Consider the following 20,423-nt stretch of genomic DNA (forward strand, 5'->3'; position numbering starts at 1 on the left):
TATCTTCTGTAGAACCTGAATCCCTATCACGACTAGCCGTATTTAAAATTTCACAGACTCTTTCAACAGTTAGATTTACTTTTATAACAATCCAAGCTAGAAGACTTTATATTGTCCACCCGCATATCCGCAAGGAATGTAGCCTGCTTGATATAAAGCATACAAATCATCATAAAATGTTGACTCAGCTTGGGGAACCTCTTTTTTGATGGTCAAGTAGATAGCCAAGCCAATGATATCAAATTTAATTTGATCTTTCATGGATGCTACTAGTTTACCTTCCCCAATCAGGTTATCTAATCGCGCTTCAATTTCTGGAATTATTTCCTCTTTTGCATTATTTGCCAGTGAATTCCAGTGTTTATAAATGTCACTCTGGTTTTTAAAAAGATACACACTAAAATCACCATCTTTTTCTAACACAAAATTCTCCCATTTTAAACTATTAATATTCTTCTCTGCTTCTTGCAGTTTCTTTATCTGTTTGATGGGAACAGTCGTTTCTCTGCTTTCCTTTAAAAAAGGAATCGAGATTAAACTTTTAATAACATCATCATTTATTTTCATAAATAACCTCTATTTTATATAGGAAAACCAATTCCCTCACGTTCTCTCTTCCTGCAACTGTCCACTTTTTACCAGCTTTTTATAGTATCGTTTGCTGTACCATTCTCGATCCGATATCTTTAAATAAGCCTTATACTCTTCTGGGTATTTGTGGATATAGTAGGCTTGAAAGATATGGACATTGATCATAAAGGAGATAAAATGAGCTCCAATGACAAACCAAACTGGCAAAAATAAGCCTAAAATATAGAAATACCACTGAAGAGGGACTTGATATAGCAGATGATAGACCAGCGACACTGGAAAGAGAACTGCCGCAGTTCCAGCGAGAATCCTGACTAGCTGCTTGAGGATTGACTTTTCCTCTTGATCATTTAGTCTGCGCTTGAGATTCTGAATACTATTGAGGATAATCCAGAAAAAGAGGGCTATGCCTACCCCAAGCTCAAGCCAGAAGCCCAGCCATGTATAAGCATCATAGGCCACTGCACTGGCAAAGTACAGTCCTGATATGAAAGCGCAAATGGACATGGCAAAATAGAAAGGAAAGTAGGTCCAAAGCTGGCTGGTCAAGCGTTTTTTGGGCCAAAAAACAAGCACCATTCCTAGATAGGATATCGCATATACCGTCAGATTAAAGGGTTTCAGAAAGCTACTCATGTTATGAATCAGCATTCCTGCTTCCAGAGAAATGACATGAACATCGCTATCTACACCTATAAATTCCGGTATCCCGATTAATACGCCATAGATCAGAATCCCTGAAAAGCAAAATCCAAGAATAATCACTGTAAAGAGGCGGTTGATGATGCCCATATGAATGGGGTTGGGCATACCTGCGGTCAGGGCAAAATCCCCCTGGGTCACAATGCGCTTACTTCTTTCAAAGTCAGCACCAAAAATACGGATGTCTTTCATTTTTTATCTCCAAATTTCATCTGGCAGAACGCCGTATATCCTTGAGAATCTTCCATTTGAGGAGAACATCACATAGCAGCTATCGTAGCAACTACACCTCGCTTCGTTCAAGATACAGCACTCACTTTCTGGGATTTGACTGTTCCCTAACACCTAGTTACATGTTTCGCTCTCCGGTTCTTTCTTGAACAAGATTTTCCCTTGGCTGTATAGCCTCATAATCTTGACAAAACGAACGGGATTGTTTTGGTTATAAAACAGAAAGAGCGCAAAGAACATTATACCTGCTCCCCAAAAATCATAGCCTCGTTCGATCGGTTGCCCAAATTTTTGAGTGCAGTCGTAAAAAACATACAAAAGATAGATAACAAAGGCAAGTATGATGTAACGAGTGATTCGATAGATCGTAGCAGATGCCTCAGCTGGATCAAAGTGTTCGTCCCTCACCATCAAATTATGTGACACTGCGTAGTAAAACACCTTCTCCGTTGTTGGCTGAGCCTTGCGCACATTTTTATAAAGTCCTCGCTCAAGAATAGCGGTAAACAATAGAAACTCAGCCAGCCACAATAGTAAAACATAGCTCAAACTGGTCCAGTTATAGACACCAATATCCAAGGCTGAAAGGAGGCCATAGAGACCCGGTCCACCTGCCATCAGAAAAATAACCATTTCAGGAATGTAAGCATTGGTCTTATAAGCACCTTCCGTATTAAGCAAAACACTCTTTGGAGCAGCCAAGGCCTCCCCAGTCTTTTGGTCATAGTAAACCGCCTGACCATCGCATTCTCCGATAAAAACCCGACGACGTCTCAGAAAAAACATACTCTACCTCTTTCTATTTCACTCTTTCAAAAACGGATCTTAGTCCTTCTGTACTTCTTTGATGACAAATTCTTCATCTGTCCCCATACTCACTTCCAGATAGACATCTGGATTGTCATCTGCTCGACAGATGAGGCTGAGTTTTCTAGCATAAAAGCGATCCAAGATATCAAATATTCTGGGTAAATTGTTTTGGTTATAAAGAACAAATGTCAAGCCTAATAAAAGTCCTGTTAGGACAATCTTGACAATCTCTCCTCCAATGGGAGTGCCCAACCTCTCTTGGTAATTCCAAATAAAATTATAGGCGTAGAAAAATCCAACCAAGGGAACCAGAGAGAGCAACGCTCTTATCCAGCGAGTAGCATTGCGACTATCTTTTTCACTCATCTCCGCCTCAGCTTCCTTTGTTTCCTCTGACTTTTCCATAAGCGCCAGACAGATAGTTTTAGTAGTCACCTGAGCCCTGTTGACATTTCGATACAAGGCGCGTTCAACAAGGATGGTGATGAAAGCAAACTGCCCTAGCCAAATGAGAAGAACACTCCAGAAGGTAGACATGGTATAGGTTCCTTGTATAAACAAGCGGAAGAAGGAAATCAACCCACTACCACTTGATAACAAGAGAACTACCAATAGGGGGATATGGCGATTCATCTTGCTAGACTTTTCTGTATCCAAGAGCTTGCTCTTTGGTGCCTCCAAAAGTTCGTGGGTTTTGCGATCATAATAAATCGCCTTGTCATAGTATTGGTTAAAAAATATCCGACGTCTTCCTAAAAACATCTCTTTCTCTTTCTAGTTTCTTTCAGGAAAAGGTGCACATTTCTGACCTTTCCCTTTTGACTTGTATAAAAACAGTCTCTCATCCCATAGATAAACTGTCCTACTAGTATACCATAAACCCCATGGACTAGCGTTTGGAAAACAATAAACGACCACCTCGAGGGTGGCCGTTTATCAGTTCAAACTATTTCCATATGTTCCTTCTGGATGGATTCCATATCTACCGTTGGAAAATTATTTATCATATTTTACCTATCTTTTTAAGAGGCATATTCAAGAGCATCTGAAAGAAAACTTTCAAGTAAATCATCTAAAGAATTAAATTTTTCAACTACATCCGCAGATGGCATATCCAATTCTAAATATTCATCATTACTAGGATTATATACAAACCAACTAATATTGTTCTCTCCAATAAAAACAAACTGTTTATTTTCTTCGACTTCATGCCAAATTTTATTATACTCAAAGAAATCATAAATATCTGAAGAACAACTATCATCTGCTTTTAAACCATAAAGAACGCACCCATTAAAATCAAGACCATTTACTTTTGTTATAAATCGTGAATATTCTTGCACCATGAATGTCTTAACTTCGTTTGTTTCATTTTGACTAAGAAATTTAATTTTCTCTAAATCAATTGGAGAATTTAGCTTTTCCCCATAACCAGATTCAATCCTATCTACTCTTCTTAAAAGTTCAAGCCACATTTATTTACCTCACTAATTATATATGTCCTTTCCAACAATTACCACAAAACTTCCTTACTATCCTTTATTTTCATTGTTCTACAAAATACTCTTTTGATAACTGGTAATAACTTTATTGTAAGATTTATTATCTTTAAAAATATGATTTCCATCACTTTCTCATATTCTCATAAATCTGTTTTTCCAACGCATCCTCCAATTTAGGTTCAAATGGGTCTTCTGTCTTAGCAACTCTACAATCCCAGTATACCATAAACCCCATGTACTAGCGTTTGAAAAACAATAAAAGACCACCATGAAGGTAGTCCTTTGTTATCAATCGTCCATTTCATTATTTTACAAGTTCTTCAACTGGATGGCCGTAAAAATATTTCATACCTTCCGTCCAGTCTTTGTCTGATAAGTCATCAATATAACGAACCATCAAATCAATTTCATTTTTTGAAATAAGAGTATTGGTATCCACTGGGACCTGCTTGCCTGTGTAAATAGACAGAAGGGATGCTTGAGGATAAAGATGGTATTTCTGTTCCTTTTGAGCAGCGATGTATAGAGCAGTCATAATTTCTTGTGTAAATAAACCAGGAAAAACCTGAAGAGTTTTGTAATAATAGCAATCCAAGTTCTTGTTCTTTATTACATCAAAATATAAACTTCCAACTTCTTCTAATCTTGCATTTTCCTCTATAATTGAACGATAGTTGAGAAAGCTATCCAAAGCATCTTGAATAGCATACTCCACATCGGTTTCCGTATCTTCCCACTCCTCCCACAGAGTAAGAAGATAAGGAACGACTTCATAGGACATTGTTTCCACAGCGCCAGCGACAAAAGTAAATACCGCAAATTCTGAAGCCGAACTTAAAAAATGAAAATCTTCAACCTTTTTTAAATCATCATGTGTACAAACTGAACAAAACAATCGAATACAAAGATTGAGTACGGCTTCATCTTTTGTCTGGTTCATCAAGTCAATCAGCAAGTTTTTTACTATGAAATCTCCCTTTTTTAAGATTTCAGCAATCAGAAATACACATTCTCTCTCATCATTTACTGAAAGTAAGCCCCTTTTTAAATCTTCAAGCGCTACTGAACTAACGTGACCGAACGACATTCCTGGCATTAACAGTTTGTTTCCCATTCCCATTCTCCTTTTATCTCAATACTTTTTTGGAAATTTGTTACTTGCTTTCTGACCGATGCTAAGTTATCACCAAATTTACTGGCTCTACAATCCCAGTATACCATAAAAGACCACCTCGAGGGTGGCCGTTTATCCATGAAACTAGTTCTCGTTATATTTTTGCTGGAAGGCTTCCATAGCCTTGAACAACTCAAATTCTTTTTCATTAGCTGGTTTCTTGCCGAGGTATTTGTATTCAAAGAATTCTATTCTATCCGTTGGTCCAAATTTACTTTTATTCCATGGTGCATAGTCAAAGTCCAAAGAGGTTTTATTGTTTTCATCCACTTTGATTGTAAAGGCGGACCACTCTGCCAGACCCTGCTCGATGAAAATCTTCTTCATATCTTCACCTAAAGCAAAAAGATTTATGTAATCTATTCTGAATTCTGTCTTAGGGATAGAAAATAAAGATGGAATATCCATGTAATAATGATATTCTCCTTTATATTTAAAGAAAAATACTACGCCACCACTAAGCGTCTTATCGACTTCAAAATTAATATAAAGATCATCCCACTCAACTGGAATCATATCATTTACTTTATATACAATCTCTGTCATCTTCTCATTAATCTGTTTTTCCATATGTTCCTCCGGTTTAGATGTACTTTCCCCGTCTCTAGTATCCTTTATCTGTGAATGGTACCGCGTTCTTACTGATAGGTTACCATCATAAAAACGAGGAGCAAGACAAACAAGGCTAGGCTAATCAAGAGGGTTACCATTTTTACCAAGCGGTTGTTCTGCCAGTAGCCTGGTTTTCCGATATTGCTGGTCGCATCCATGGAAAAGAGTTGGCTTTGGCGAGGTTGGATGAGAACCAAGACAATTAAGGCGACGGCTAGGATTATTCCTACAATCATCAAAACTTCCATCAATTTCACCTCAAGATTCCTAATAATGTAAAGATCAGGGTAAGTAGGATGAGCAAGCCGAGTAAAATGGAGAAGGTTTTACTGATCTTTTCTCCTCGGGTAGGCTTTTCTTTCTTAAGCGCTCCTTGCTTTAACTCTTCCATGCGTCCTTCGACATCCTTGTAAAATAAATCTTTTTTAGTCATGTCCTTCCCCTATTATCCTTTCCATCCTCTCTTGGTAAGTAGCCAAGTCCACATAGTTTGCATGGCGACCTTGATGTCCAAGGGCTTGGCCCATCTTGTCAAGACTGCTGAGAGCTTCTTGAATCCTCGCAATCATGTCTCCAACAGCTTGCACATCAAAGAGGTGTTCTGGAGCTGTATAATGTCTGTTATGAGCTGTCTGATCGAAGGCTAGGATGAGCATATTGTGCTCGAAGGCTTGACGGACAGCATCCAAAAGTTCGTTTCCGTAATTGATATCCAGATAGAGGTCAGACAGCTGGTAGAGTTCTTGAATCTTTTGCGGACTAGCGTTTTGATAGAGAACGACATTGGGATAGGAAAGCAAGGCCAGCAACTTGGACGACATTTCAGTCACCGCCGCGATTCGGAAGGTCACCATTGGCAAGGACTCAATCAGGGTTTCGATATGTTCGATCTGATCCGAGTTAGTAACGATCAAGGCATCTGGTCGGACGAAATTTTCTCTTTTGAACTGATAATGATAACCTAGATGGACAAACTTGTCATGATAGGCTGGATTGGTCAAGGCCAAGGCCTCTTCATAGGTAGCCTTGTCTGGTATGAGGATCTGCTTGGCTCTCAACTCCCCTTGCTCCAAGAGCAGCTGCATATTCCCAGGAAGACAATCATCTAGCGGTTCTTGCCAGACTAAGATATCCTGTCCGCTCTTGTCTGGATAATGGTATGAGACCAAGAAAGAGGTGGCGAGAGTATTAAAGAGAAGGTGGCGAGTGTCGATTCCTAAATCTTGCAAAAAGAAGATCGTGAATTCCACTCGATTTTTAAAATGGCGTAGGGCTTGTCCGGGCAAAGTTAGGAGGATATCGCCTGTCACATGATTTTCCAGGACAATTTCCTGTCCCTTTGTATTCTGGTACTTGGTCAGGATAGCCTGTCCATCCACACTATAAGTGGTCTTGGCAAAGCAGGTTCCGTATCGGTTATAGTGGTCTGCTTGGTAGATACGGCCGGATAGGTCCTTCCAGTCGACTTGCTTGACCAGACGGGCCTGAGGAGCATCCACATAGTGAATCACGCCTCTCTCGCGAGAATCCTCTAGGATATGCGCCGACTGGTTATTGCCCGCAATCTCCCAAAACTCAGGTACGGCTACTTGGTTGAAATAAAGAGCTTTTCCCGACTCGTAACCTAGATAGTAGGTAAAGGGAGAAAGAATCCCATCTGGGAGAAATCCATCTGGCTCGATCACAACTGTGACATGGGACAGACCAGCAGCTTCTAGACTTTCATGTAAATCTCGGCTTTCCTGGCCATATCGATCAAATAGTTGAATCATGCAGGACCTCCTCTATCGTTTTCTTCCACTTGTCCCTTACCTTATCTGTTAAAAATTCTCTCGCTAGGTCATAAGATGCTTTTCTCATATCTGGCAAGTGATTTTCCTGATAGAGCTGGCAGATTTTTTCCGCGAAGGCCCTTTTAATTTCCATTTCAACATGGTCGTCTGAACTTGGAATCAAGTAGCCATTTTGACCGTCCTGGATAAAGGTTTGGTTTCCATAAGGCACATCAAAACCAATCAAGGGCAATCCTGACCCAACCGCCTCCATCAAGGTCAGACCAAATCCTTCACTGGTAGAGGCTGTCAGATAGACTTCATACTGGGGATAGATCTGAGATAGGTCTGCATGTCCTTTGAGATGGATATAGTTCTCCGCTTGGTGAGCCGTGATGATTTCCCTTAAAAGAGATTCCTCACCCCCACTGCCATAAATGTCAAGGGTAAGCTCTGGAAGGACTTGATGCGCTTGGATAACCGCCTTGACGAGCCAGTCAATGTGTTTTTCCTTGGCCAGACGCGAAGCAGTAATGAGAGAAAAGGGCTTGCGTTCCCTAGCAGGCTCCGTCAGCTGATCAATGCTCCCAACTGGAATCGTGACGATTCGTGGACGATGCTGACTGTACTGGGCAAATTGACCTTCGAGAACTTCCTTCTGCCGATCCGTAGACACGATAAAACAATCGACCTTGTCCGCATTTGTAAACTGATACTCATAGTAGTTGTTCCAGAGGAGATAGTCTTCGTTACTAGCATTTTCACTATAGTGCTCTGCGTGAACGACAACTGCTAGATGGGCCTTTTGTGCTTCTTCAAAAACAGCCTGACCAATCCCAGTTTCCCTGTCCAAAATGACCAAATCAGACTTGCTCAAGTTCAAACTTTGCATAAAATAGCGCATAAGGGCTGGCTTTCCGTACAGAATTCGGTCCTTAAATCGATAGACCTCTTCCTGGCCTTCAGTCAGCAAGATATCGTAAGCGGTGCTACCGTCTTCATTGAAAAAGGTTCGTTGATAGAGCCTAGCCACTTGATCTTTGGGCGCGAAATACTCTGTACAGTAGCGTGTGTAGGAGAAATAATCCTTGCGAATCAAGTTCCCCCCAAACACATACTCTGCATGCTGCACCAGATTCTTAGCCGAGTCTACCAAGTAGCAGGTCACAAACTTGTCCTCGTCTGAAAAGTAGACACGCAAGACCTTGCCATCCTGCTCCCTATGACTCTCAAGGCCACCAAAAGAGGCCAAGACCTCGTCAACTGTAACACTGGTCGGTGCTAGCTTAATATCTGTAAAATGATTGTAAAGCCAGATTACCTGATCATCCGCAAAGCCGATATTGGCCGTTAAATGCTGGATATTGTCTGCTAAAATCAAGTCTGTAAAGATAAACTTAGATGCTAGGTCTAAACTTCTAAAAATCCCTGCTCGGTAGGCCTGGGCATACTCGACACCACTACTCGCCCAACCGATTCCTAGATTTATATTGTAAATTGTCATATGATCCTCTTTTTATGGAAAATGGGTGAGAATCTCACCTTTGGGCGTTACTTCCACAATCCCCATGAGAAGATTGCGAACCATATCTGTACGGATTTGTTGCTTCATGATTTCAAAGCCTGCATAAGCCTCCTGATAGTACTCCACGATAGGGTTCTTTTGAGAAGCAGACTGGCTCCCAATTGCTAGACTGAGCTGTTGGAGATAGTCGACTTGCTCAACCCAGTTGTCATCAATAGCCTTGAGCATGGATATTCTCAGAAAAGAGTCATAAAGCTGGTGAGGTTGGAGGACTTCCTTTTTAGCTGCGATTTCCTTGGCTATTATTTTCTCTAGTAACTCCCGAATCTGATCTGCATCAGCTAAATCCAGATCAGCCGGTAATTCTCTCATCCCAAAGCTAATATTGGTCACGATGAAGTGAAAGAGCTCTTGGGGACTGCTATAGGCTTTTTCTGAGATTTGTTTGGTATAGTCTGCTAGTATGTCCTCAAGAATATGCTCTAAATCACGGCTCCCATCCAGCAAGCGATCTCTTTCTTGGTAGACCATCTGACGCTGGATATTGACGCTTTCCGCATACTCTAAGGTTTGTCTGCGTACTGAGCGACTGGCACTATCACTAGCCTCTTGGGCTTTTCTGACGAGATTGCGGTACTTGCGAGCCTTGAGTAGGATAGGTTTGCTGATATCTTCCACTTGGTAGTCTTGATACAGGTCGTGAACCCAAGACGGCCCGAACTTTTTGATCACATCATCTTCAAGCGACACGAAAAATTGAGACATGCCTGGATCGCCCTGGCGGCCAGAACGACCTCTGATTTGCAGGTCAATTCGTCGGCTCTCCATCCGCTCGGTACCAATCACAATCAAACCGCCCAATTCTGCGACTCCTGTACCTAGTTTGATATCTGTCCCTCGACCTGCCATAGAAGTCGCAACGGTCACTGCCCCCATCTGTCCAGACTCTGCGATGATTTGGGCTTCACGCGCCGCATGATTGGCATTAAGGACATTGTGGGAAATCCCCTCTCGCAAGAGCAAGGACGAGTAAAGCTGGGACATTTCTACAGATCCGACAAAAATCAGGAGTGGATTGCCTTTGGCGTGGTAAGTCTTGATAGCTTCGAGAGAAGCATACACTTTCTCAGGGAGGGTCACATAGAGATTATCCGGATGGTCCATTCGCCTAAGTGGGCGATTGGTCGAAATGCGAATGACAGACATGTTATAGGTTTCGAAAAATTCTTTCTCTGCCACCTTTCCCGTTCCTGTCATACCTGAGATTTTACGAAACATCTTAAAGAGACTCTGGTAGGTGATTGAAGCCATGGCTCTGGTTTCAGGAGAAAGCTTCACATGTTCCTTGGCTTCGATGGCTTGATGGAGACCACCTTGAAGCTTGGTCATTTCCATCAAACGCCCTGTGCTCTTATCCAGCAAAACCATCTCTTGCCCTCGAACCAGGTAGTCCTTGTCCTTGGTAAAGAGCGTATGGGCTCTGAGAGCATAGACCAGATGCCGAACATAACTAGCATACTCTTCCTTATAGAGATGATCGATTCCTAGGAAACCTTCGACCGTCTGGGCACCTTTTCGGGTCAACCAAACCTGGTCTTTTTCTTCCTTGTAGATGTAGTCTTCTCCCTCAACCAAGGTCGTCACTAGGGTATCAATCATCCCATAATAGTTAGACTGGACGCGGGGAGAACCTGCGATAATCAAGGGAGTTTGGGCACTATCGAGTAGAATGTCATCGATCTCATCGATGATAACATAGTTAAATGTAGGTAGGAACTTTCCTTCATGAGTAGAAGCAAGATTGTCATTGAGATAGTCAAAGCCCAGTACACTATTGGTCGTGTAGACGATATCTGAGGTGTAGATCTTTCTTTTCTCTTCGGCAGTCAAGTCCTCCTTTGGATCCTCTGAAAAGGGCAGACCGACAGTTAGACCTAAAAATTGGTAGACTGGACCCATTTCACTTGCGTCCCGTCTAGCCAGATAGTCATTAGTCGTGACCAGCATGCTGCCTTTTCCCGTTAGGGCATTGAGGTAGAGGGGCATGGTGGCAGTCAAGGTCTTACCTTCACCCGTATTCATCTCAGCCACATTTCCTTGGTGGATCACAATGGCTCCCATGACTTGCACATCATAGGGAAAGAGACCCAAGACCCTTTTATCTGCCTCACGGACAAGGGCATAGGCTTCTACCAATAGCTCATCCACGGTTTCTCCCTGGGCAAGGCGCTGGCGAAACTCCTCTGTCTTTGCAGCCATTTCCCCATCGCTGAGAGCTGCCATCTCTTCTTTGAGGGCGTTGATTTGGCTTAAAAGTTTCTTGACCTTTCTCAGTTGTCTTTCTTGATATAAACGATTAAACACCATCATCCTCCTCAATAGAAAACGAAACAAAGTCAAGAGCCTCAAAACCTGCACTAATCAAGGAAAGGCGATAGGTGTAGGCCGTTTCAGGATAGGTGAAGCTAAAAGAAAATTGTCTTTCAATCTTCTCCTCGATGATTTCCTCATAACGGTTTAAAAAAGTCAGTTTGAGATAGAAGCCATTGGTCGGTTGAACCTGCATCTTCATAGAGAGACGGTAGGTGTGATTTTTCTTAAGAAGAGGGAGGCTGGGCTGGCTTCTAGTGGCCTGGTAGTTGACACTGGAAAACCAGGTTTTAAGGGTTTCACCTGAAGCCAGCAAAGGATTTTTTAGTGTAACGTGACCATCTGCATGATAGGTGATCTGGCTACCATAAAGATAAGTGGCTCCCATCTCACCCCACCTAATATCCTCTCTCTTGATGATAATCATGTCTCACCTCTTCCGTATTCTTCTAGTATCATCTTGTAAAAATGAATAAACCAGGCAACGTTTGTACCTGTGTCATCATTGTGTCGACCGGCGGTTCCTTTGGACAAAATCTTAGCTCCTGTCTGGCAAAGTGTCTCCACTAGCTGGTCATAGGCACCACTATCCATATCCTCGTCCTTCATGTAAGAAAGACCGAAGGTCGTCTGGGAAAAATCAGCTTGTTTAAATCGGCTCCAAAAACGTTGATCCAAGTCCTTCATGTCTTTTTGGCTCACTCCTCCTGTCTGAAGGTGCAAGACATCAAAGCTGGTCGGGAAAACTCCTGGCGCCTCTAGTCGGCCCCGCTGTGCGATGGTTCCTAGATTGGTCAAGGGTTTTCCGACTACGATTCCCTTGGGCTCAAAGTGAGAACCATAATAGAGGGCTGGGAAGGTTCCCATCGACAAGCCAGATAGGATCAAGTCACTTCTATCCAAACCTAGATAGTCTAAATAGTACTGAATGGTTGCTTGAATCTTATCTTCCAATTCCTCAGTTCCTAGGTAAAAGGCTCCCCCTTCTAATCGAGGGTCCGAAAAGAGGAGAAAGGGACATCTGAGATTCTTCATCATCCAGTAACCCTCAAAGCCTTCCGCCGGACGGTAACCTGAGAAATAGACTGCTAGAGGTGGCTTGAAATCCCCTGGGTGAAAGAAATAGTTGATTTCCTCACGTTTTTCGTCATGCAGGATATTACCTCCGAGAACAAACTTTCCAAACTGTTTCCGGCTCCAGCGTTGGTGGAGATTGCCGATGTTGACCTTTCCCTGACCACGCGCTTCAAGAGAAATGCTCAGATAAGCGTCATAGTCTTGCTCCACAATGATTGCTGAGGCAAAGTCTGCTTCCTCAAGGAAAATATCCTGTTTTATCTCTGAGATGGATCCTGCTGGGATCTTTCGCAAACGCAAGCGCAATTCCACTGGTCCACTCTTTTCATATTCGAGCCAGAGTTCGATTGGCGAATGGGCTTGGACGGTCTGATTATAGGCCCAAGAGGCTAGCTGGGTATAGGTTTTCCCAAAATCACCTTCTAATTCCAGATGCTCAAATCCTTGATAGGAGACAGAGCCTTGGAAACTCGGGTGAATCCGTATCGTAGCTGGGCTCAGCTTGTCCCCATAACCACCTTCAAAGAGGGAGGTGGAAAGGTCTCGAACAAAGCCCTGTCTGTCTGACAGGTCCATCGCTTGCATGCAGTGCTGTTTGATGAGGTTTTGAAGACTTTCATCCTGACTTGCAAACTGTTCTGGATAGAAAACCGTATAGGGTTCCAAGCTAGATGCAAAAGGCAACAAATCTACTAGGTAAGCCCCATCCGTGAGAATGACAGCATGAAAGTGATCTAGGTCATTCTCATCCATGATTTTCTGGATGGCATACGGTGTGTTGGGAGGAACATGATACCAGTCAAGTTGGGCTGGTAGGGCAAGTGTATCTCGCCAATCCTCTGGACCGATTTGCAAGATCTTATACTTCTTTTCCATGAGTCACCTCCTCCAACCACTTTTCTAGCTTGATTAGGAATTGCTCCCCAGTGTGTTCCTTTATCTTTTCGATGGAATGGATCAGAGCATCATTCCACACCTGCAGGCTATCGAGATAGTAATGGGCAGCTTGAGCAAAATCGGCAGTATTTTCCAACAGATAGCCATTCTTCTGATGGCTGACATACTCTGTTTTGACCCTATTGATTTGAGGGATACCAGCACTAATCCCCGCTATCTGGGTATAAAGAAGAGGCTGACAGTTCAAATCGACAATCAAACGAACAAATTCCAGCTGCTTGATTAACTCCGACTCATCCTTCATATTGACAAACGAATAGCGCTTGCTCTGATGGCGATTGTCCTCAAGCGGATTTTCAGCGCCTTGGTAATCAACTTCCTTTTCCAGTTCCTGGTCCTGAAACTGCTCTGCAACCATCTCAGAAACACGTGTTTCCAGCTGTTTCATTTCTTCTTGACTAGCAGCAAAGGCTCCAAAGACCAACTCCGTATCCTTGTTTTCAGAAAGGAAATGCAAGACCTGATAGAGCGCTTGGTCCTCTATCCCCTGCTCAAAGTCCAGTTGATAGTAGAGGATTGACTCCTTCCGAGTCTGACTCTTTCCTAGCTCCAAGCGGGTATCAAAAGGTGATAAATGACGAAACGTCGTTGCTTGTTCTGAAAATGCAGACTGAGCCAAGCGCAAGGTGTCCTCTCTGTCGACTAGAACAAGGTCCACCTTAGACAACAAATCCGCCAACTGAGGTAATTGTTCTTGAGGATTTCGTCCGATAAAAAGACTGAGAACCTTAGTGGTTTGGTGAGGCAATCGTTCTAAAAGGAAGTCATTGTGCTGGTCACAAGCAGGCAGAAAATAGGTCGCTCCTTCCTCGGGGAGTTGAGCTATTTTCTTCTCAAAAAACTCCGCAATCAATTCTCCCATATCTCGGTAAGCCTCTTTTTGGAATCGAAAAGCAAAGATAGGATTGACTTCGATACGCCCCCCATCTTGCAAGTGCTCTCTAAACTGCCACAGTCCCTTGGGATTGAGATAGTCTTGGTAGAGAGCCTGACCCTCTTCGTAGTAAATCACACTGGAAACCAGCCCCCGATCATCCATCAGGTAATTAGCAGACAAGAGCCCATCTTCCTTGAAATACTGAATCGTACTGATAAAACCTTCAATCCCATGCTCCACCTGAGCATAGGGCTTTCCATTTCTCAAAACTAAAATGGTAAAGGGACTGTAAACAAACTCGCAGTCCTCTTCCCACTCAATATCTCTGAGCTGCAAGACCTGCGGTCGAATCTCATGAAAATCCTGCAATTCATCAAATAAGGAATAAACTTGTGCTTCTAAAATACCTTGGCGATGGAGAAAATAGCGAAGATGAGGCTGATAGGACAAAAGGAGGACCTGTGCAGGGACCCCTTGGTGTTGCATCAAGCGAATCTGATTGAAGGTGTCATCAAATTCTAGCTTAAAATGAGAAAAATACCAAGGTGTCAAATCAGCATGCCAGGGACGCTCCTTGCCATACCAAGCCGGGATAAAGTAATACATCAAAACCTCCTAGAATAGTGGCCGATACCTTTCATTTAATCTGAGCGCCTGCAGTTCGTCGTGAATCGTAAAGAGCATGCCACTCAAAATTAAAAAGAGTCCGGGAATCATGCTGACTTTTAACAGACTCTCATCCTTCAAGACAAACAAGATCGGAAGTCCAGCCAAGATAACGTTAAAGACTGCACCTATCAGAGCAAATCGGAGAACCAAGCGATTGATAAAGCGACTAGTATCCTCACCGGGATAGACTCCGTAGATGTAATCTCCTGATTGCTTCATCCGATCTGCAATCTGTTGACCACTCACATTGACAAAAGCAAAGGCAATGCTAAAGACAAAGAGGATAAGGATATAAGCATAAATCCACAAAGGTTTCCCCATCGCATACTGCTCCAGTATGGTAGGGTAGAGAGGATTGCCCTTATCCAGATGTTGAAGCAAGATCAAGAGATAGGAAGGTAAGCTCATGAGACTCATCACATACATATAAGGCATGCCACCTGCAGGATTGAGCATGATTTCCAGATAAGAATAGCGTTTAAAGCGAGAATGGAGCCCGATTTTATTGATAGGGATGCGGTATCGAGCTCGGTAAAAGAGAACAACTAGATAGGTAAAGAGGACGCCAAGTATCAGCAACAGGAAAAGCAACCAAGGAGAGATCGTATGAACTTGGACCGATTGGATGATGTCCTGAGGGAGTGAAGCCACCATACTTGCCAATAAAATGACGACAGGGCCTCCAACTCCGATAGATGCATTGATGTCTGACAGCCAAACTAAGAAGAAGGTCCCCGCAACCAAAAGGCTGGTATTGAGGAGAAAGACCAAGAAGGGATTGTAGGGAGCTTGGACAGGAAGGTTTGTAGTCAAGGCCAAGGCCTGAATCAAGGCAATCCCTAACGTCAAGTACATTTTCCGTCTATCCTGGACTTCCGAAGAAACTGAGTTTAAGCCCAGTTTCTTTGAAAAGGAAAACATCTGCCACAAGATCATAGCTGACATCCAAGGTGAAAGCCCGATGGAAAAGAGAGAGAGGCTGCGAAGATTTCCACCAGTCAGGGCTACTGAAAAGTCCAGATAGGCTGCGCTTCCTCCGAGAAAATCCTGACTATTGAGGTCAACAAAAGGAAGAGCCAGACGACTCCCGAGCACATAAATAAAAAGCAAAAATAGGGTGCGCATCCCTTTTTTTACCGCTATCGATGAACGAAATTCTTTCACTAGCTCCTCCTTTTCTTTTTATCTTTCTGTCCTGTCACACGGGGCCAATCCAGCCTTTTTATCTTAGCACATTCAAATCTCTATCTCAGTTTTCATGAGTTTTCTCGTTCAGATAAGCCTTCAAAGTAGCCACCATTTCTTCTGGTCTTTCTGCTGAGAAAATACCTGCATAGGCACTTTCAGGCAGTTCCCGCGACTGGGTATTGTCAAAAGTCAAGATTGGTTTCTCAAAGCGTGAAATATAGTCATAAACAACACTCAACTTGTCATCGTGGTTAATATCAAGGTAGACATCTGCCTGCTGGATCAGTTTCTCAACCAAGAGGGGAAAGGTGTTGGGATAGAGAGTCACATTTTCAAAACGTGACAAGAGCATGAGTTCCGGTGCCATCGTCGTATAGGCTGCAATGTAGAAATGCACCTCTGGCAAGGCTTGAACCAGATAGTCGATTTTCTCAAGATGCCAGGAGTTAGTCAAATTAACACAAGACATAGCTGGCTGATAGACTGTGACTGGATAGTCAATTCCAGCCTGACGCCATTTTTCAGTAATGACCGACCACTCCATCAGATGATAGTACCACCAAACCTCACGCAAACGCCCAACCGAATGAGTGTTCCAAGGTTTGTCTTGAGAAAGGAAATGCAAGATGGCTGGCAGGGGCTCTAGGGGAATCTGGAAGATGAACTCATGTCCATGTGAGGCAGCCCCACTATCAAAACCAATCTGGAAATTATAGTTCTGATCCAGAGGAGCATAGCTGTCATGAAAGAGCATATTGAGGATGGACTGGTCTCCTTCACTCACATGTTGGTGTTCCCGCTCCGTCAACTCAACTAGCTCTTGTCTCACAGATTCTGCCCGCCATTTTTTGTTATTGATCAAGAGTACACCTGCATTAAAACCAACCCCAACTCCAAAACAAGATGGCGCGGCAGCCAGGTAGTTTTCTCCTAAGTCCATTTCAAAGAGAGCCGTCAAATCAGCTGTCACTACCAAATCACTGTCCAAGTAAAGAACCTTGTCCTCTTCGACAAAATCAGGAATAAAGTAACGGGCAAAGGTCATATGATTGATATGGGGCAGTTTGTTGCTCCAGTTCATCTGAAACTGGGCGCCAAGCATCTTGACATCCACTAATTCACCGCCCATTTGCTCTACTATCGGTCTGAGAGCGCGGAACCACTCCTGAGGAATATCCTGATTAAAGATATAGACCTTGACATGGCTATTATGGTAGCAGAGAGACTTGAGCGCTGTTTCAATCTGGCGAATATAGGCATAATCTCCTGCGAGAACAATTGTTTTTTTCATTTAGTTTCCTTCAGTTTACAACGACTGCTTCTTTGATTCCAAAAGCGTGCGGATAGACTCGATCATTTGATCTACGGCTGCTGGTGAGTATACGTGACTGTAACCACTCGAGTCATGACTAGTGGTTTCAAAAGCAAATATAGGGATTTCTCTTTGCTGCACCTCTTGGATAATGTTTGCAATTTCATCCTCATGATTGATATCCAAGTAAAAGTCAATCTTTTCCAAGACCTTTTTGACATTCATGGGATTAAAGTAAGGATAGAGGCGTACGTTCAGGTGCGATTGCAAATTCATGATTTCCGGCGCAAAATTGGTATGAGCTAGGATAGAGAACTCTACATCGGGCAGTTCTTGGATCAGGTGTTCGATTCTCTCTATGTGACACGTATTGGTAAAAATAGCGGTCGCATACTGGGGAGCTTGAACTAAAGATGCCAATCCTTTATGGAAATCACATTTTTTCATGACAATATCAGACCACTCTAGTCCGTAGTAAAACCACCAGTCCTCCCTGAAACGGTTGAGGTTGATTTGGTACCAAGGCTTGTCCCCTGTATAATGGATAATCTTGGCTGTCTTCTCAGTAGCAAGAGAATCCCTATACCAAGAATCCATCTGGTAATTTCGAGCCACTGTATCCATACCAACCATAAAATTATAGGTAGCTGGCAGCGATTTCCAACGACCTTCAAAGAGGTGATTTAACACGCCCTGATCGCCAAAAACTTGGTCATGCAGTTGGTCTGTCAAGCTCAACAAGTGCTCCGTCACCTTTTCTTGACGCCAGAGAGCCACATTAATCAGCAAGACACCTGCATTAAAAGTGCTAGGAACTAGAGCATCTGCGACAGCAGCTACTGGCCAGTCTGCCATGTCTTCTAAAAAGAGTTCATCTAAGTTTGATCTAACGATGATATCCGAATCCAGGTACAAGGCTAGATCTTCGCTAACAAACTGAGGAATAAAATAACGAAAGAAAGTTGCATAGCTTAGGTGGGCTAGTGGCAAACTATACTCTTTCAAACCTTGATGACTAATCTTGACATTGACGATTTTTGAGGCTAGAGGTTCTAAACGTCTCTCCATGAGCTGAAACCATTCTGATGGCAAATCATCATTGAAAACATAAAAAGTCACTGCTCGGTTATGGGCGCAGATTGACTTGATTGTTGTCTCAATCTTGTCCATATATGCATTATCACCACCGAGTACAATGGCTTTTTGAAGCTCTTTTTTCATTTCGTCCCCTTTTCTTTTCACATTCTTTTGGCTACTTTTCTACTACTATAGTTCTGATTTTTTCGATGATTATCTCACCTTCCTATTATACCTTTTCCCCTAGTTTATTTCAAACTCAAAAGAGGATTTCCCTCTTCTCACATATAGAAAAAAACCTTTGAAAAATCATGTTTTCAAAGGTTTTCCATTTTACTATTTATTCATTGATTTTTATATCTTATCAATGACTTTCTTGATCGTCATTCTGATCCTTCTTGGCAAGAAGACCGATACCTGTCACAGCTGCCAATGCTCCCAACAAAGCAGATGCTACCGAAGTCGACGCTCCTGTATTTGGCAAGACTTGTTTCGGCTTGCTTGAAGCGGATTGACCTTGGCTTGCAATGCTGGCCATTGAGAGAGAGGTGCTTGTTGAAGTAGATACCAGAGCACTTGCTGACGCAGATCTACTAATAGAATCTGAAGTCGAAAGACTAGTGCTAATCGACGTTGACTCGCTCGCTGACATGCTTGCTGAAACCGAAGCACTTTCTAGAATCGATTCGCTGGCTAACATGCTAGCTGAGAGTGATGCGCTCGTTGAAGTAGATTCGCTCACTGATGTACTTGCTGAGATCGAAGCACTTTCCAATGCTAACTCGGCTGCTAGCATACTTGCAGAAGTTGAAGTACTTGTTGAAGCGGATTGACTAGCGCTCGCTGACGCGGACTGACTGGCGCTGACTGAGGCTGACTGACTCGAGCTTACTGAAGCTGATTGGCTTGCGCTGACTGAAGCTGATTCACTTGAGCTTACTGACGCGGACTGGCTCGAACTTACCGAGGCTGACTGACTTGAGCTTACTGAAGCTGATTCGCTAGCGCTCGCTGAGGCTGATTCACTTGTGCTTACTGAGGCTGATTGGCTCGCGCTTACTGAAGCCGATTCGCTTGAGCTGACAGAAGCTGACTGGCTCGAGCTCGCTGAAGCAGACTGGCTCGAACTTACCGAAGCTGACTGACTCGAGCTTACTGAAGCAGACTGGCTCGAACTTACTGAAGCGGATTCGCTGGAGCTCACCGAAGCGGACTGGCTTGAGCTTACTGAGGCAGACTGGCTGGCGTTCACTGACGCTGATTGGCTGGAGCTTACTGAGGCGGATTGACTGGCACTCAATGAAGCGGATTCGCTGGAGCTTGCAGACGCTGACTGACTCGAACTTGCCGATGCAGATTGGCTCGAACTTGCTGAAGCAGATTCACTTGCGCTCGCTGAGGCGGATTGACTTGCACTCACTGACGCTGACTGGCTAACGCTCGCTGAGGCAGATTGGCTCGCACTTGCTGATGCTGACTCACTTGCGCTTACTGATGCGGATTGGCTGGCGCTCGCTGAGGCGGATTCACTTGCGCTCACCGATGCTGACTCACTCGAACTTACTGAGGCCGATTGACTGGCGCTCACCGAAGCAGACTGGCTCGAGCTCGCTGAGGCAGACTGGCTGAAGCTGATCGATGCAGACTGACTTGTGCTTACAGACGCCGATTGACTGGCGCTCACCGATGTAGACTCACTAGAACTTGCAGACGCTGATTGACTGGCGCTCGCTGATGCAGATTCACTGGAGCTGACCAATGCAGACTGGCTGGAGCTGACTGAAGCGGATTGACTAGCGCTCGCTGAGGCTGATTCGCTTGAACTTACTGAGGCTGATTGACTTGCGCTCGCTGAAGCGGATTGGCTCGAACTTGCCGACGCAGATTGACTAGAGCTTACTGAAGCGGATTGGCTCGCGCTGGCTGAGGCTGACTGGCTGGCGCTCGCTGAAGCAGATTGGCTAGCACTCACCGATA

The 20,423-nt window shown here is 43.6% G+C and carries 19 protein-coding genes; all 19 read right to left on the reverse strand.

Features of this window, described 5'->3' with window-relative positions; translation table 11 throughout:
• Positions 1–96: 96 nt before the first annotated feature.
• Complete coding sequence (locus tag HMPREF1115_RS11050) at positions 97–567, reverse strand: hypothetical protein (RefSeq protein ID WP_000700049.1); 471 nt, start codon at positions 565–567, stop codon at positions 97–99.
• A 36-nt stretch (positions 568–603) separates the two neighbouring features.
• The gene (locus HMPREF1115_RS11055; protein ID WP_000651967.1) at positions 604–1,485 is read right to left on the reverse strand and encodes a hypothetical protein; all 882 of its coding nucleotides are present in this window, start codon (positions 1,483–1,485) and stop codon (positions 604–606) included.
• A gap of 153 nt (positions 1,486–1,638) precedes the next feature.
• Positions 1,639–2,310, reverse strand: a complete 672-nt coding sequence (locus tag HMPREF1115_RS11060) for a hypothetical protein (protein WP_000465778.1) — start codon at positions 2,308–2,310, stop codon at positions 1,639–1,641.
• Between the two features lie 39 nt (positions 2,311–2,349).
• Positions 2,350–3,096 carry a hypothetical protein gene (locus HMPREF1115_RS11065; RefSeq protein ID WP_000478425.1) on the reverse strand — a complete coding sequence of 249 codons (747 nt, stop codon included), beginning with the start codon at positions 3,094–3,096 and terminating at the stop codon, positions 2,350–2,352.
• A gap of 260 nt (positions 3,097–3,356) precedes the next feature.
• Positions 3,357–3,809: a YrhA family protein gene (locus HMPREF1115_RS11070; protein ID WP_000266160.1), complete on the reverse strand. Its 453-nt coding sequence runs from the start codon at positions 3,807–3,809 to the stop codon at positions 3,357–3,359.
• A gap of 331 nt (positions 3,810–4,140) precedes the next feature.
• Complete coding sequence (gene imm47 / locus HMPREF1115_RS11075) at positions 4,141–4,950, reverse strand: Imm47 family immunity protein (RefSeq protein WP_000527078.1); 810 nt, start codon at positions 4,948–4,950, stop codon at positions 4,141–4,143.
• A gap of 144 nt (positions 4,951–5,094) precedes the next feature.
• Positions 5,095–5,580, reverse strand: coding sequence for an immunity protein YezG family protein (locus HMPREF1115_RS11080; protein WP_000414811.1), 486 nt, complete (start codon positions 5,578–5,580; stop codon positions 5,095–5,097).
• Positions 5,581–5,648: 68 nt separating this feature from the next.
• Complete coding sequence (gene asp5 / locus HMPREF1115_RS11085) at positions 5,649–5,870, reverse strand: accessory Sec system protein Asp5 (protein WP_000453437.1); 222 nt, start codon at positions 5,868–5,870, stop codon at positions 5,649–5,651.
• Between the two features lie 5 nt (positions 5,871–5,875).
• The gene (asp4, locus tag HMPREF1115_RS11090) at positions 5,876–6,055 is read right to left on the reverse strand and encodes an accessory Sec system protein Asp4 (protein ID WP_000161925.1); all 180 of its coding nucleotides are present in this window, start codon (positions 6,053–6,055) and stop codon (positions 5,876–5,878) included.
• A complete protein-coding gene (gene gtfB, locus HMPREF1115_RS11095; protein ID WP_000615319.1) occupies positions 6,048–7,394 on the reverse strand; it encodes an accessory Sec system glycosylation chaperone GtfB in 1,347 nt (448 codons plus the stop codon). Before gtfB ends, asp4 begins: the two co-directional genes overlap by 8 nt.
• Entirely contained in the window at positions 7,378–8,898 is a 1,521-nt protein-coding gene (gtfA, locus tag HMPREF1115_RS11100) for an accessory Sec system glycosyltransferase GtfA (RefSeq protein ID WP_000158439.1), read from the reverse strand. The genes gtfB and gtfA overlap by 17 nt, the downstream gene beginning before the upstream one ends.
• A 12-nt stretch (positions 8,899–8,910) precedes the next feature.
• Positions 8,911–11,283, reverse strand: a complete 2,373-nt coding sequence (gene secA2 / locus HMPREF1115_RS11105; RefSeq protein WP_002882698.1) for an accessory Sec system translocase SecA2 — start codon at positions 11,281–11,283, stop codon at positions 8,911–8,913.
• The gene (asp3, locus tag HMPREF1115_RS11110; RefSeq protein WP_000583891.1) at positions 11,276–11,716 is read right to left on the reverse strand and encodes an accessory Sec system protein Asp3; all 441 of its coding nucleotides are present in this window, start codon (positions 11,714–11,716) and stop codon (positions 11,276–11,278) included. The genes secA2 and asp3 overlap by 8 nt, the downstream gene beginning before the upstream one ends.
• On the reverse strand, positions 11,713–13,242 hold the full coding sequence (gene asp2 / locus HMPREF1115_RS11115) for an accessory Sec system protein Asp2 (RefSeq protein ID WP_000412872.1): 1,530 nt from the start codon (positions 13,240–13,242) through the stop codon (positions 11,713–11,715). Before asp2 ends, asp3 begins: the two co-directional genes overlap by 4 nt.
• The gene (gene asp1, locus HMPREF1115_RS11120) at positions 13,226–14,806 is read right to left on the reverse strand and encodes an accessory Sec system protein Asp1 (RefSeq protein ID WP_000291141.1); all 1,581 of its coding nucleotides are present in this window, start codon (positions 14,804–14,806) and stop codon (positions 13,226–13,228) included. The genes asp2 and asp1 overlap by 17 nt, the downstream gene beginning before the upstream one ends.
• Before the next feature lie 9 nt (positions 14,807–14,815).
• Positions 14,816–16,033, reverse strand: coding sequence for an accessory Sec system protein translocase subunit SecY2 (secY2, locus tag HMPREF1115_RS11125; RefSeq protein ID WP_000657781.1), 1,218 nt, complete (start codon positions 16,031–16,033; stop codon positions 14,816–14,818).
• An 85-nt stretch (positions 16,034–16,118) separates the two neighbouring features.
• Positions 16,119–17,348 (reverse strand): glycosyltransferase, encoded by a 1,230-nt coding sequence (locus HMPREF1115_RS11130; RefSeq protein WP_000751403.1) that lies wholly within the window; start codon positions 17,346–17,348, stop codon positions 16,119–16,121.
• Between the two features lie 15 nt (positions 17,349–17,363).
• Positions 17,364–18,590, reverse strand: coding sequence for a glycosyltransferase (locus HMPREF1115_RS11135; protein WP_000711914.1), 1,227 nt, complete (start codon positions 18,588–18,590; stop codon positions 17,364–17,366).
• 220 nt (positions 18,591–18,810) lie between these two features.
• Positions 18,811–20,423 (reverse strand): LPXTG cell wall anchor domain-containing protein (locus tag HMPREF1115_RS12020; RefSeq protein ID WP_000314980.1); only part of this gene is annotated, 1,613 nt, incomplete at its 5' end.

It is taken from the genome of Streptococcus oralis SK610, assembly GCF_000257455.1.
Lineage (GTDB): Bacteria > Bacillota > Bacilli > Lactobacillales > Streptococcaceae > Streptococcus > Streptococcus oralis_CB.

Bases quoted from the DNA above. Each gene is read 5' to 3' on its own strand.
- asp1 (WP_000291141.1), bottom strand. From the start codon at position 14,806: ATGTATTACTTTATCCCGGCTTGGTATGGCAAGGAGCGTCCCTGGCAT.
- HMPREF1115_RS11080 (WP_000414811.1), bottom strand. From the start codon at position 5,580: ATGGAAAAACAGATTAATGAGAAGATGACAGAGATTGTATATAAAGTA.
- HMPREF1115_RS11060 (WP_000465778.1), bottom strand. From the start codon at position 2,310: ATGTTTTTTCTGAGACGTCGTCGGGTTTTTATCGGAGAATGCGATGGT.
- asp2 (WP_000412872.1), bottom strand. From the start codon at position 13,242: ATGGAAAAGAAGTATAAGATCTTGCAAATCGGTCCAGAGGATTGGCGA.
- gtfA (WP_000158439.1), bottom strand. From the start codon at position 8,898: ATGACAATTTACAATATAAATCTAGGAATCGGTTGGGCGAGTAGTGGT.
- HMPREF1115_RS11055 (WP_000651967.1), bottom strand. From the start codon at position 1,485: ATGAAAGACATCCGTATTTTTGGTGCTGACTTTGAAAGAAGTAAGCGC.
- HMPREF1115_RS11135 (WP_000711914.1), bottom strand. From the start codon at position 18,590: ATGAAAAAAGAGCTTCAAAAAGCCATTGTACTCGGTGGTGATAATGCA.
- asp5 (WP_000453437.1), bottom strand. From the start codon at position 5,870: ATGGAAGTTTTGATGATTGTAGGAATAATCCTAGCCGTCGCCTTAATT.
- asp3 (WP_000583891.1), bottom strand. From the start codon at position 11,716: ATGATTATCATCAAGAGAGAGGATATTAGGTGGGGTGAGATGGGAGCC.
- HMPREF1115_RS11065 (WP_000478425.1), bottom strand. From the start codon at position 3,096: ATGTTTTTAGGAAGACGTCGGATATTTTTTAACCAATACTATGACAAG.
- HMPREF1115_RS11070 (WP_000266160.1), bottom strand. From the start codon at position 3,809: ATGTGGCTTGAACTTTTAAGAAGAGTAGATAGGATTGAATCTGGTTAT.
- imm47 (WP_000527078.1), bottom strand. From the start codon at position 4,950: ATGGGAAACAAACTGTTAATGCCAGGAATGTCGTTCGGTCACGTTAGT.
- HMPREF1115_RS11130 (WP_000751403.1), bottom strand. From the start codon at position 17,348: ATGAAAAAAACAATTGTTCTCGCAGGAGATTATGCCTATATTCGCCAG.
- asp4 (WP_000161925.1), bottom strand. From the start codon at position 6,055: ATGACTAAAAAAGATTTATTTTACAAGGATGTCGAAGGACGCATGGAA.
- gtfB (WP_000615319.1), bottom strand. From the start codon at position 7,394: ATGATTCAACTATTTGATCGATATGGCCAGGAAAGCCGAGATTTACAT.
- HMPREF1115_RS11050 (WP_000700049.1), bottom strand. From the start codon at position 567: ATGAAAATAAATGATGATGTTATTAAAAGTTTAATCTCGATTCCTTTT.